Below are 12583 nucleotides of genomic sequence, written 5' to 3'. Positions count from 1 at the left end.
CACTGCCTGTGATAGGTTTACCTGCTTGAATGCCTTTTAAGGCTTCGTTAAAGTCAAAGTTTTGCATGGTGTCATTCCTTGTTTTTTACATAGTTTAGGGGAATGACACAGAATTTTGAACACTACCGGTGAAAAGCCCCGACTATATCGGAGAGTGTTTTACTTGAGTCAGGCAGCCATGCCTGACAGGATTAAATTATCATAATATCGTTTTTCAAACTCAAAAGGTGACACATAACCAATGGTGCTATGCAGTCGTATTTTATTAAACCAGTCCACCCATTCAAGGGTTGCCAGTTCAACATCATTAACGCCAGTCCAGTTCTCCTTTAAATAGTCAATTACCTCAGATTTATACAGCCCGTTAACCGTTTCAGCCAGTGCGTTATCGTATGAATCACCAGTCGTGCCGACAGAAGCGATGATACCAGAGTCACACATTTTGTCAGTATAGCGAATGGATAAGTACTGAACCCCACGATCACTGTGATGAATCACATCTTTGAGATGGTTCCCATCTGCTATCGCCTGATTTAATGCTGCCATAACCATATCGGTATTCATGCGATTAGAAACTTTCCAGCCAACAATAGCGCGAGCAAACACGTCAATGATAAAAGCAGTATATACCCAACCACTCAATGTCTTTATATAGGTAAAATCAGCTACCCATAGTTGGTTAGGACGATGGGCGTTAAAGTTACGATTAACTAAATCATCAGCACGCTTTTGATCATCACGAGACTTAGTCGTTATCTTACCTTTACCTCGCCAAACACCTTGCATACCATGCTGACGCATTAACCGCTCTATAGTGCAGCGTGCAGGATGTATACCCTCTGCTTTCAACTGTTGCCAAACTTTACGAGCACCGTAACGGCATTTGCTGTTCTTCCAGATACGTTTAATCTCATTAAGGTAGAAATCGTCATGCTGACTACGCTGTGAACGCTTTTCAGGATTTTCTTCTAGTTCTTTAGCACGATAGTATGTGGATGGAGCAATCGGTAATACTCTACAGATTGGCTCGACTCCATATTGTTGTTTATGATCTTCAATAAAATCAACCATTACTTGGGTTTGCGGTCGAGCTCCGCCTGGGCGAAAAAAGCGGCAGCTTTCTTTATAATCTCATTGGCTTGCTTTAACTCTCTGTTCTCACGTTCAAGCTCTTTGATACGCTCCGCTTGGCTTTGAGCTTGAATGTTTGCAGGAATGGTTTGATCAATGTGCTTTTTATGCCATGATCGTAGGGTCTCAGGCGTGCAGCCAATCTTTGACGCTATGGCTTTGATGGCTGACCAGGTAGAGGGGTAGTCGCCTGCCGCTTCAATGAGCATGCGAACGGCGCGTTCTTTAATCTCAGGAGTGTAGGTTTTTCTTTTCATTGTGGTATTCTCTCAGAATGTTGAGTCTCCGACAATACCGGGGCGGTTCAACAAGGCTATCTATCTGGCGCTAGGTGTGGGACTTGATGGTAAAAAAGAGCTGCTTGGTATGTGGCTATCAGAGAATGAGGGCGCTAAGTTCTGGCTAGGTGTTCTTACTGAACTACAAAACCGCGGGGTACAAGACATCCTCATTGCCTGTGTAGATGGCTTCAAAGGCTTTAGTGAGGCAATTAATACGGTATATCCAAACACGCAGGTTCAGCTGTGTATCGTGCATATGGTGCGTTACGCCATGAAGTTTGTACCGTGGACGGATAAGAAGGCCGTAGCGGCTGATTTAAAGGCCATCTATAGCGCTGATACGCTTGAGATGGCAGAGGCCAACCTTGAGCACTTTGATGAGGTGTGGGGTGAAAGTTATCCGCACGTGGTTAAGTCTTGGCGTAATAACTGGGAGGGCTTAACGGTGTTCTTTGAGTATCCGAAAGACATCAGAAAAGTGATTTATACCACCAATGCGATAGAGTCGCTAAACAGTGTGATTCGGACGGCGGTGAATAAGCGTAAGGTGTTTCCATCGGATCAGGCGGCGTTTAAAGTGGTGTACCTAGCGACCCAGCAGGCGTCTAAAAAATGGTCAATGCCTATCCGTAACTGGACGTCTGCTCTTAATCGCTTTATGATTATGTTCGATGAGCGCGTTAGTAAGCATTTAATCTAAATTGCAGTTACACAGAATCTGGGATGGGCTCTCAATGAGTTACAATGTGGCTTATCCCGAACTGGGGTTAACTAAATACTGGCAAGAACACCCCCAGAAAAAAGCACCAAACCGACAGTGGCTTGGTGCTTTTTTCTGTTCAATCACTCAATAGTTCAAACGTTATGTTTATCTTTACGTTCTACACTTCACCCCTTCAAGCGCTAGCAGATATTTCTTCTTATCTAATCCACCTGTATAGCCACCAAGCTTACCATCGCTTGCGATCACGCGATGACATGGAACGATAATACTAAAAGGGTTTTTGCTATTGGCATTGGCAACCGCGCGAAAGCCTTTTGGGCTGCCCACTCGCTTTGCGAGCTCAGCATAGCTGATGGCCTCACCATAATCGATGCCTTGCAAAGCCTGCCACACCCGCTGCTGAAACTCGGTGCCCAGACTCATGTCTAGCGGCAAATCAAAGGTCTGCCGCGCGCCGCTAAAATACGCGGTGAGCTGCGAGATGGTGTCAATGAGTAACGCTTGAGCTGGCTTAGTTTTGCTTAGGCTATTTTTTGTGATAAAGCTAAAGTCTTTATCACAAAGACCATGATGTTTTTTTAGCTTAGCAATGGACTTTGAAGAGTGCCAACTGTCCCCTGCTTGCAGCCAGTTGACCTCCACCAACCTAGGCGTATCCTGCGCATGCCCATTCGCAATCAATGCGACTCGGTGCGATGCAAGTACCGCTTCAGTGACTATCATGATGCCTCCTTGCTCCTACTGATACGCTCACTCGTTTTGGGTCATCACTATTTTGCTTGTTCACCCAAATCATGCTAGCAGTGCTACGCTTTGTCATCGGTTTCAAATAAAGCGGCGACAAACTGCTTAGGACTAAAGGCACGCAAGTCATCAATCGACTCTCCCACGCCGATATAGCGAATCGGCACGTCCGTCGTTTCAGCGATATTAAAGACCACTCCGCCTTTGGCCGTACCGTCTAGTTTGGTGACGGTGATCCCAGTCAATGGCACAACTTTATTAAACAGCTCGACCTGATTGATGGCGTTTTGTCCGGTACCTGCATCGAGAACGATCATGCCTTCGTGCGGCGCGCTAGGATCGGCTTTACGCATGACACGCACCACCTTTTCAAGCTCCGCCATCAAATGAGTCTTGTTTTGCAAGCGCCCAGCCGTATCAGCGATTAACACATCGATGTTTTTGGCTTTGGCCGACTGCATGGCATCAAAAATCACCGACGCACTGTCAGAGCCATGACCCTGTGCCACGACTGGTATGTCGTTTCGCTCACCCCAGATTTGTAGCTGCTCGGTGGCTGCCGCGCGGAAGGTATCACCTGCCGCGAGCATGACAGATTTGCCCTCGCCTTGTAGGCGCTTGGCAAGCTTACCAATGGTGGTGGTTTTTCCGACACCGTTGACGCCAACCACCAAAATAACAAAGGGCTTTTTGCTGGTGTCAATAAGCAGCGGTGCAACCTTTGGTGTTAAGATATCAACCAGCTCATTTTGTAGCGCTTTATAAAGGGAGTGGGCATAAATCAAGTCACCACGGTCGGTCTGCTCGGTGAGACTTTTGATGATACGATTGGTGGCATTGACCCCGATATCGGCGACCAGTAGTTGATCTTCGACCTCTTCTAACAGCTCGTCATCGATCTCCTTGCCGCCGATCAGAATGTTGACCATGCCTTCGGCTAGGTTTTTACGTGACTTACTTAGCCCCGTTTTCATACGGCTAAACCAGCTGCCCTTTTTCTTGTCTTCTACCTTTTTGTCTTCTACCGCCTCTGCTGCTTCAGATGTAGGCTGACTGGCTGCAGGCGTACGAGTAGCACTAACACTTTGGCTATCGCCTAGTTTTTCTTGCAATGGCATGGCCGGGATAGTGGAAACGGTACTGGGCTTAGGCTGCGGCGGTGCTGATACGGCGTGATCACTGGTATTATTATCACTCTCTTTAGCATCATCGACCGCGTGCTCATCCATTTCAGTCTGCGTCGTCGATGTGTGACTGATGTCACCTTGCTCATCAAGCGTCACGATGGGCGCGCCTAAAGCGACATTATCTGCACTATCTGCCGAAGAGCCATTTGTAACCGCAGTTGTGTCCTTTTGCGCTGTGTGAGGATCCTCTTGATGTTCAGACTCATCGATAATGGGCACTGATTGCGCTGGCAGACTGGGTAAGGTAATATCGTCGTCATCTAAATCGTCTAGATCGCCATCTAGATTGATGACCACACGACTGCTATTATTTGGGTTGTTCATAAGCTTGCCCTAAAAGTTGTTGCTATCAATAATTTGATTATTTTAAATGGTTTGGTATGTAATCCGTTTTCGCTATCGACAAATCCCAGCGTGGCGGATTATTTTGGTCTAGTTTAGCATAATTACAAGTGCGCTCTGCCCTACCATGTCGGACAATCGATAAATGCCTTGGGTATGAGGATTCAGGCGTGATGCCAAGTAAGTTTGGCTTAAGGTTTGGACACAAAAATCCGACCTTATATCTTTCAGACTTCGCCTACTCTACAGAGTCTTATTTAAAGACTGCCTTATCCAAACACAGTCATCTTTCATCATTATTTTTGGAAACAATTATGTCACTACTTTCTTATCATAACCGCCTGAGCAAAAAAACCACCAGCATCGGTTCGGCATTATTATTGACGAGCATCGCCTTCTCGATGACTGGGTGTAGCACGACTCAAGAAATCAAGCCGACTGCCAGCGTCATGGTTGGGGCGCACAAGTCTATCTAACTGCGTGCTTTTTCGCCATGAATCACACGTCTGATTGATTGTTTTTTGCCTGTTTATTCGCTGCCATTTTATATAAGTAGAAGCCACCATGTCACTGCCCTTTTTATCGTCTGTACCCTCTGCGCCTTTATCTGCTCTATCATTACGCATCGCGTGTGCGCTGGCGTTGGCAACAACCCTAAGTGCTTGCCAAACCAGTGCTATCAGCCCACCTTCATCAGCAGCGACACCGCTTAGCGAAGCGCAAAGCCAAGCAGGCCAAAATACCGATAATGGCGCCCAATACGCTAGTCGTTCTCAGAGTGCATCAGCCTTGAGTATGGACATGTCCGGCCGCCATGAGTACCAGTTAAAAAACGGTTTAAAAGTGGTGATTAGAGAAGACCACCGCGCTCCTGTCGTGATGACACAGGTTTGGTATCGCGTTGGCTCGGCAGACGAACCGGTCGATAAAGGGGGCATCTCGCACCTGCTTGAGCATATGATGTTTAAAGGCACAAGCGATGTATCAAGCGATGACTTTGAGCGCTTGATTGCCAAGTTTGGCGGGATCAATAATGCCTTTACCAGCTACGACTACACCGGTTATTACGAGCTGTTCCCAGCCAACCGTTTTCCGCTAGCGCTTGAGCTAGAAGCTGACCGTATGAAAAACCTTATATTCAATGCAGATGAGTTTGCCAAAGAACATCAGGTAGTGATGGAGGAGCGCCGTCAGCGTACTGATGACAACCCGCTTGCCAAAGCTTACGAATCATTTCGTTTGCTTGCGCTGCCTGATAGTCCAAAGGGCGAATCGGTCATCGGCTCCATGGATGAGCTGGCGTCTATCACGCTGCCTGATTTAAAAGACTGGTACAAAACATGGTATGCACCAAACAACGCCACGTTAGTCATCGTCGGCGATGTACAGCCAAAAGATGTATTGACGCAGGTGCAGCGCTACTTTGGGCAGCTAACGCCAAGTCATCTACCCAAACGCCCAGCCGTTAGACAACCAGGCTTTCGCGGCTACCAAAAAGTCGACTCTGAGCAAGCCGTACAAGTACCCGTTTTGCTGATGGGTTATAACGTCCCAAGCCTTGTGACTGTAGATAAAAACGATGAAAAACAAGCCTATGCGCTCTCGCTCGCTCAGGACGTCCTAGATGGTGGCCTCTCTGCCCGTCTAGAGAGCCGCTTGATACGTGAGCAGGGTCTACTGACCACAGTCGGCACGTCCTATGATCTGTTAGATCGCGGTGACGGGTTGTTTTTGATTCAAGCAACACCGCGCGAAGGCGTCAGCTTAGCACAAGCTCAGCAAGCCATTATCGATGAGATAGAAAAACTAAAAACCGACCCTATCGCCACCGATGAAATCAGTCGCGCTAAGACCAACACCGTCACAGGCCTTATCTACGCACAAGATAGTATGGAGGGTCAAGCACGTATGATTGGCTCACTACAATCTATCGGGCTCGACGATCGGCTGCTGGCCGAGCTACCAAGCAAGCTTGATAACATCACAGTACAAGACATTCAGGCGGCGAGCAAAAAGTATCTGGTAAAAAACAACTTGACTGCGATGCATATCATACCGCCCAAAGAGACTGAGCGAAAAGAGTCCGTGCAAGAAAAGCTTGGACAACAAGACGCTACAGATAAATAAGCCTCAATCAGTCGCCTGCCAAATACATGATGAATAAGAAGAAAACCATGAGCCATACTAGTGATTTATTGCAAGTAATCAAAAGACCCTTCAGCTATAAACTGTCACCGCTTAGCATCGGGGTATTATTGAGCCTGACCACACTGGTCATGCCAGCGCAAGCAGACTATACAGCCACAGAAGAAAATCGCAGTACTGCAATCGTCGATACCAGCGCGCCCATTGCCGCCTTATCTAAGCTCAGCAGTTTGGATAATGCTATGCCTTTGACCGTCACTGTCCCAGCGATTGAGCAATTTACGACCAGCGCCGGTGTGCCCGTGCGCTTTGTCCAAACAACCGCGCTGCCCATCGTCGATATCGATCTACGCTTTAACGCCGGTAGCGCCCGCGATAGTAGCATACGCAAAAAAGGTTTTGGCATTGCCAATATGACCGCCACCATGCTGACACAAGGTGCCAAGCGCTTGGATGAAACAGCGTTTACACGAGCCGTTGAAACCTTAGGCATCAATCTGAGTAGCCGCGCCTACAAAGACATGTTTATTGTCTCGCTACGCAGCTTGTCAGATGATGCGCACTTATTGCCAGCTGCCGACTTGATGACACAGATGCTCACCGAGCCTGCCTTTAATGATGAAGTATTGGCACGAAACAAAGCACGCTTGCTGGTCGGCTTACAGCAGCAAAAACAAGACCCAAGCAGTCTGGCGAGCATTGCGTTTAGTCAAGCACTATACGGCGATCATCCTTATGCGCACCCTTCAGTTGGTACCCTTGAGACCGTACCAAACATAGACAAGCAGCAGCTTATCGATTTTAAAAACCGCTATCTGGTCGCGGCCAATGCCTCTCTTGCTATCACGGGCAACCTCACCTTGGCGCAAGCAAAAAAACTGGCTGAGGACATTACCACCACGCTGCCCTCCGGTCAGCCTGCGCCTGAGCTTGCCGAACCCAAGCCCCTCACCCAAGCCAAGCATGTTCATATACCCTTTCCCAGTACACAAACCACGGTGCTAATGGGGCAACTGGGTAGCAAACGCGCGACCAATCCAAAAGAGCAGCAGCAGCAAACCAACTTTGCCATCGGTAATGACGTATTGGCAGGGGGTGATTTTAACGCTCGCCTGATGACTGAAATCAGACAAAACCTTGGCTACACCTATGGTATCTCAGGTGCTATGAACCCGATGCTAACACGCGGCCCGTATCAGATTGGGTTTTCGACCCGCAATGACAAAGCGCGCGCAGCCATTGATGCAAGCTTAGCAGTTATTCAAGAGACTTTGGATAATGGTCTTACCCATGACGAGATACGTCTGACCAAAGACAGCCTAAAAAACAGCTTTCCGATGGGCTTTGCCAGCAATGCAGGCATCAATGGTTTGCTGGGAATGATGAACTTTTATCAATTACCAAACAGCTACCTAGACGATTATGTCAATCGTATCGATCAAGTACAGCTCGCTGACGTCAATCAAACCCTACGCGATACGTTGCAGCCTGATGATTTTTTGATTGTCACTGTCGGGCAGGTAGATCCTTGGCAAGACAAGCAGGCTAAAAAATAGCGCCAAATACTTCTCGGTGATAAAACAAACCGCCGTAAAAAATGGACGATGCCACGTGGTATCGTCCATGTTATGTTTCATGTTTTATGACTTAGACTTTATGATTGAGCGCTATTAATGTACATCAGAGACAGTAACGGCAACATCATAAACCAGATTTTCAGGCTTATACGTCGCGCCATTATAGCTTAAGCGAATCACATGCTTATCATAAGAGCCGACCTGATAATCACCGTTGGCAAAATTATGCAGCGTTGGGACGATAAGCAAAGCTTCTAGCTGACGATTGTCTGTCTGCACAGCAATCACTTGTCCTTCTCTTGCATACAAAAAATAATCGCAGTAATCACCGACCATGACTTCAGCGGTACGCTCGACTACCGGACTGCCTACCTTTTCTTGGATAAGCTTTGGGCAGACATCAGAGCGACCAGAGGCCAATCTGGCATAAGAGTTTCTGATATTGTCTTTAATCTCTTGGGCGTTTTGCTCAGCTTTGGCTTTATTGTCATTCATGACTGCTTTGTCTGCCCCTGCCGTGCCGTTTTCAGAGAAGCTCTCTGAGCTACAAGCACTGACGGCCAAAAGCAATAAAAAACTGACACCAAAAAACGTCAAATATATATTACTTGACTGCCAAAACCCTGTCTTCGATTTATCAATCATGGCAGTTTCCACTGTGGTTATATACCGCTTTTTCATAAATCCCGCTTGTCATAAACGCCTGTTGTTACCTTATTTACCCAATAATATTTACCCAGCAATCTGGCATGATCAATCAATAAAGCATGCGCCACTTATCGCTATTGTATCAGCACTATTATAACGGCTTTGACCGAAATTTATTAGGCTCTGTGCCCCCTTAGGCAAAACGGTCGTTTTTCTTGAGCTAATAGCGACATGATGAGCTACTGCTGGCATGATTAAAGCCCCATTTTCGGTAGCCGTCGGTATCTAGGTGAATCGCCCCTGTGGCATATAGCCCCAACCCAAAGTTGTGCGCTTCTCCTTGATAGTGCCAAAACTGACACAAGCCATCTTGCATGGTGCTCAGTCGCCACAGATCGTCTTGGTATTCTGGCACCCAAATATCTATGGCACTTGCATTCATGTGTTTACTACGCGCAGCACCGCCGGCACAATCATTGAGCCCAGGGCTGCGATATACCGACCGTATCTCACTGGTGGCAGGCAGTACACCTTGATGCTTGAGCTCACTATATAATCGCAACGTCGGTACGATGTTTGCCCACAGCTCTTGCGGTGGCAACTGGTAGGGCTCATAGCCACACTTGCTCCAGCTGCGTGCTGTGGTGAGTAGCTGCGACAAAGGCGGTACGTTTTGAGCGCCAACGCGGGCGCTAAGATAACGCTGATAATCAGCCACTTGACGGGCGCGGTAGCTGTTGCTATTGAGCCATGCATGAAAATCCATACTAGAAAAATCACGATAGGTATTATTATAAGTATTGCGCGCGGTGCTATAGCGATTGTTGGGGGACGTATAGCTAGGTGGACGCTGCTTGATATTGACACGCTTGTTTTCTTGTATGGACAAGCTCGACTCAAAATCACGCTGTTTTTGGGCAATCAAGCTTTGCATACTGTCACCCGATACGGCATTCGCGCCGCTAAGCATGGTCACGCCCGGACTATGATTAGAGTCACTGTTATTAACATAAGCATTTGCCGTACTGTTGCCGTGTCTGACTTGAATACGGCGCTCACTATCGTCACTTATAATAACGGCGTGGGTGGTGATACTGCTGGCACCTAGCATGAGAGCTAGCATGAGAGCCAGCATAGGCTGATAGATTTGCCTATAGAGAGGTTTTTTTGTATGAGTCATTGCAAGAAACTGCCGCTAAAAACGTTTTATCGATACTATCAAATTTTCAGCAAGCAGGCTAAACTATCGCTTCTAAATAGAGGTCAAAAATTTACAAATAACACTTATGCTTAATAGTTTTATAATTACGTGACTTTATTGCTTATGTGTTACCTTATATACGGTAGGCTATCGATACTAAGACAACATCGTTAGGTTTGATGTCTTATTTTTGGCTCCCCCATTTTTTATACCAATTGTCAGCCCCACTTGCCTATGTCTTCTAACCCGCAATACCGTTTTTCACGTCAGAGCCATCATTTAGGCCAAGGTCATGCACCGACGCTGTGGCAACGTATTCATATCGACCCCTGGCTGACCCTCTTGTTATTGACGGTCTGCTGTATTGGCTTGACGATTTTGTATAGCGCCGCCGGTCAAGACGTGGACATGGTCATCCGTCAAGTGGTCAGTTATGGTGTGGCGTTTGCTGTGATGTTTACCATGGCGCAGATCCCTCCTAGCGTTTATCGAACCTTTACGCCCATCTTTTATGTCTTAGGGCTTATCTTATTGGTGTTGGTCGATATCATTGGTGAAGTTCGGATGGGTGCTCAGCGCTGGATTAACCTTCCAGGGTTCGGTAGCGTGCAGCCCTCAGAGTTTATGAAGCTTGGGATGCCGATGATGTGTGCTTGGTTTTTGTCCAAGCGTGACCTGCCGCCCTCTTTTGCAAGCATTATCGTTACCTTAGCCTTGATTATGGTTCCGGTGTTGTTGATCGCCAAAGAGCCAGACCTAGGCACATCATTGTTGGTCGCGGCCAGTGGGATTTTTGTGTTGTTTTTAGCTGGTCTATCTTGGCGGCTGATTTCCGCGGCTGCCATTCTTGCCGTACCTTTTGTGGCCATTGCATGGAATTTTTTGTTGCACGATTATCAGCGGACGCGTGTCATGACGCTGCTCAACCCAGAGGCAGATGTCCAAGGCGCTGGTTGGAACATCATACAGTCCAAAACCGCTATCGGTTCAGGCGGACTCACTGGTAAAGGCTACCTAGAAGGCACGCAGTCACATCTGCATTTTTTGCCAGAAGGTCATACAGACTTTATCATTGCTGCATTCTCAGAAGAGTTTGGCTTGCTTGGTGTGTTGCTGCTGATGTTCATTTACTGCTGCCTACTGGCACGGGCGTTATATATCGCTTTTACGCATCCTGATGTCTATAGCCGGCTGCTGGCTGGTGCCATCGCCATGTCGTTTTTTGTGTATATATTCGTCAACGTTGGCATGGTTGGCGGCATCTTACCCGTGGTTGGGGTGCCGTTGCCATTCATTAGTTATGGCGGTACAGCCATTGTCACCTTGATGGCAGGCTTTGGACTACTGATGTCTATTCATACGCACAGACCAAGCTAAGGCTACTTTAATCTATCGCATAATCCAACACTTCTCCTCAAGTATCCTTTAGTACCAACGCATGACTGATTGGTGCGGATAGACATTAATCCTTGTTTTTTACAAATAATTGCGTTACCCTCTTTTTATTGCCCTGTGATACATAACCCGTACATAGGTGCTAAAAAACTTTGCATTCAATTATATTTTGGTTGTAGCTCAGCCGTATAGTTAGCGACTTGTAGATTGCAGGCTTGCAAAGACACTACTTAATTAACGGTTTGATAACAAAGTTACACTGAACACTTCTCAAACCCTTGATTAAGTTAGCAATGTGCCTTATATATTTGGCATCGTCTTTTCTCCTAAGATCGTTATCGTTTAAATCAAGTATGTATCGTTAACCATCCTTTGAGCGTTTCATAAGTAGCTAGGTGTGAAAACCACTTATGATAATGACATAAAATTAACATATATTAATACCTATAAAGCCTTTGGTCGTCATCAATATATATCGTGATGAGAAGGCTTTGGAGCGTGTGATACCGCTGGATTACTCCGGCGCTGCGGCTCTCCATCCAAACCTCAGAAGAATAGAGTTAGGTTTTGATATATAAGTTATCGAGGTATCTATGAATAAGCGTTTATCTGGTTTACTGACTGTGTCAGCTGTGTTGTTCGCTGGCTCTGCAGCGGCGACTCATGCAAATGCCGCTGAAGCAAAAACCAATCTTGCTATGATTTCGCAAGACAACGCCGCCCATATCGATCGCGTTTTAAGTGAGCTTAGCCGTCAGCATGACGGCGCATCAAGCTTGGTCAAGTCAGCACGCAAGCCAACATCGTTGGCACTGAACAGCTCACTACTGGCCAGTGATACCACAGAAGTCAGCAACGACGAAGATGTATTAGAGCGTCTCACTGCTGTGGCTTCTAACTCTGTGAGCAAATTTAAACAAACAGGGCTTGCCTCTTGGTATGGTCGTAAGTTTCATGGCCGCAAAACAGCCAGCGGCGAAACTTTTGACATGAATGGTTTGACAGCTGCTCACCGTTCTCTACCTTTGAACTGCTATGTCAAAGTAACCAACAAAACCAATGGCAAAAGTGTCGTGGTTAAGGTGAACGACCGTGGCCCATTCCATGGCAACCGAGTATTAGACTTATCTTATGGCGCTGCTAAGCGTTTAGGTATCACCAATAAAGGTGTCGGTAACGTATCAATCGAGCGCGTTGCAGGACCCTAA

Annotated in this window: 10 protein-coding genes, 1 pseudogene and 1 other annotated feature; of the genes and pseudogenes, 6 read left to right on the top strand and 5 right to left on the bottom strand. The window is 46.9% G+C overall.

Annotated elements, in window-relative coordinates:
* Nucleotides 1-168: 168 nt before the first annotated feature.
* Nucleotides 169-1388 (bottom strand): IS3 family transposase gene (locus JMX98_RS09635; protein WP_413786546.1). Its coding sequence is split into 2 segments (ribosomal slippage): nt 169-1112 and nt 1112-1388, totalling 1221 coding nucleotides; the frame shifts between segments, so codons are not numbered across the junction.
* Nucleotides 997-1113: a sequence feature (AL1L pseudoknot), on the bottom strand. (Overlaps the previous gene by 117 nt.)
* Nucleotides 1389-1437: 49 nt before the next feature.
* On the opposite strand from JMX98_RS09635, the pseudogene JMX98_RS09630 reads away from it, so the two are divergent.
* Nucleotides 1438-2112, top strand: a pseudogene (locus tag JMX98_RS09630) (IS256 family transposase); the annotation flags it as partial.
* A 174-nt stretch (nt 2113-2286) separates the two neighbouring features.
* On the opposite strand, the gene JMX98_RS09625 reads toward JMX98_RS09630, so the two are convergent.
* Together JMX98_RS09625 and ftsY are read right to left on the bottom strand one after the other, a co-directional pair.
* Nucleotides 2287-2859: a methylated-DNA--[protein]-cysteine S-methyltransferase gene (locus tag JMX98_RS09625; RefSeq protein WP_201586180.1), complete on the bottom strand. Its 573-nt coding sequence runs from the start codon at nt 2857-2859 to the stop codon at nt 2287-2289.
* An 83-nt stretch (nt 2860-2942) separates the two neighbouring features.
* A complete protein-coding gene (ftsY, locus tag JMX98_RS09620; protein WP_192992939.1) occupies nt 2943-3998 on the bottom strand; it encodes a signal recognition particle-docking protein FtsY in 1056 nt (351 codons plus the stop codon).
* A gap of 725 nt (nt 3999-4723) precedes the next feature.
* Between ftsY and JMX98_RS09615 the strand changes: the two genes are divergently transcribed.
* The 3 genes from JMX98_RS09615 to JMX98_RS09605 all read left to right on the top strand — a co-directional run bounded on the left by JMX98_RS09615 (nt 4724) and on the right by JMX98_RS09605 (nt 8110).
* Nucleotides 4724-4885 carry a hypothetical protein gene (locus tag JMX98_RS09615; RefSeq protein ID WP_201586178.1) on the top strand — a complete coding sequence of 54 codons (162 nt, stop codon included), beginning with the start codon at nt 4724-4726 and terminating at the stop codon, nt 4883-4885.
* Between the two features lie 88 nt (nt 4886-4973).
* Nucleotides 4974-6536: a M16 family metallopeptidase gene (locus JMX98_RS09610; protein WP_201586176.1), complete on the top strand. Its 1563-nt coding sequence runs from the start codon at nt 4974-4976 to the stop codon at nt 6534-6536.
* Between the two features lie 47 nt (nt 6537-6583).
* Complete coding sequence (locus JMX98_RS09605) at nt 6584-8110, top strand: M16 family metallopeptidase (RefSeq protein ID WP_227680117.1); 1527 nt, start codon at nt 6584-6586, stop codon at nt 8108-8110.
* A 114-nt stretch (nt 8111-8224) separates the two neighbouring features.
* Here the strand turns inward: JMX98_RS09605 and JMX98_RS09600 are convergent, their stop codons facing one another.
* Together JMX98_RS09600 and JMX98_RS09595 are read right to left on the bottom strand one after the other, a co-directional pair.
* Complete coding sequence (locus tag JMX98_RS09600; RefSeq protein WP_201586171.1) at nt 8225-8776, bottom strand: hypothetical protein; 552 nt, start codon at nt 8774-8776, stop codon at nt 8225-8227.
* Nucleotides 8777-8999: 223 nt separating this feature from the next.
* Entirely contained in the window at nt 9000-9902 is a 903-nt protein-coding gene (locus JMX98_RS09595) for a D-Ala-D-Ala carboxypeptidase family metallohydrolase (RefSeq protein ID WP_227680115.1), read from the bottom strand.
* 312 nt (nt 9903-10214) lie between these two features.
* Here JMX98_RS09595 and rodA point away from each other — a divergent pair, with 312 nt between their 5' ends.
* Together rodA and JMX98_RS09585 are read left to right on the top strand one after the other, a co-directional pair.
* Nucleotides 10215-11357 carry a rod shape-determining protein RodA gene (gene rodA, locus JMX98_RS09590; protein WP_105245580.1) on the top strand — a complete coding sequence of 381 codons (1143 nt, stop codon included), beginning with the start codon at nt 10215-10217 and terminating at the stop codon, nt 11355-11357.
* A gap of 611 nt (nt 11358-11968) precedes the next feature.
* Nucleotides 11969-12583, top strand: coding sequence for a septal ring lytic transglycosylase RlpA family protein (locus tag JMX98_RS09585; protein ID WP_201586165.1), 615 nt, complete (start codon nt 11969-11971; stop codon nt 12581-12583).

Source organism: Psychrobacter sp. HII-4, assembly GCF_904846595.1.
In the GTDB taxonomy this organism is placed as follows: domain Bacteria; phylum Pseudomonadota; class Gammaproteobacteria; order Pseudomonadales; family Moraxellaceae; genus Psychrobacter; species Psychrobacter celer.
Note: the sequence above shows the minus strand (reverse complement) of the source record. Positions and strands in the feature narration are given on the sequence as shown.

Coding starts and splice junctions, on each gene's coding strand:
- JMX98_RS09625 (WP_201586180.1), bottom strand. CDS start 2,859: ATGATAGTCACTGAAGCGGTACTTGCATCGCACCGAGTCGCATTGATT.
- ftsY (WP_192992939.1), bottom strand. CDS start 3,998: ATGCCATTGCAAGAAAAACTAGGCGATAGCCAAAGTGTTAGTGCTACT.
- JMX98_RS09615 (WP_201586178.1), top strand. CDS start 4,724: ATGTCACTACTTTCTTATCATAACCGCCTGAGCAAAAAAACCACCAGC.
- JMX98_RS09610 (WP_201586176.1), top strand. CDS start 4,974: ATGTCACTGCCCTTTTTATCGTCTGTACCCTCTGCGCCTTTATCTGCT.
- JMX98_RS09605 (WP_227680117.1), top strand. CDS start 6,584: ATGAGCCATACTAGTGATTTATTGCAAGTAATCAAAAGACCCTTCAGC.
- JMX98_RS09600 (WP_201586171.1), bottom strand. CDS start 8,776: ATGATTGATAAATCGAAGACAGGGTTTTGGCAGTCAAGTAATATATAT.
- JMX98_RS09595 (WP_227680115.1), bottom strand. CDS start 9,902: ATGCTAGCTCTCATGCTAGGTGCCAGCAGTATCACCACCCACGCCGTT.
- rodA (WP_105245580.1), top strand. CDS start 10,215: ATGTCTTCTAACCCGCAATACCGTTTTTCACGTCAGAGCCATCATTTA.
- JMX98_RS09585 (WP_201586165.1), top strand. CDS start 11,969: ATGAATAAGCGTTTATCTGGTTTACTGACTGTGTCAGCTGTGTTGTTC.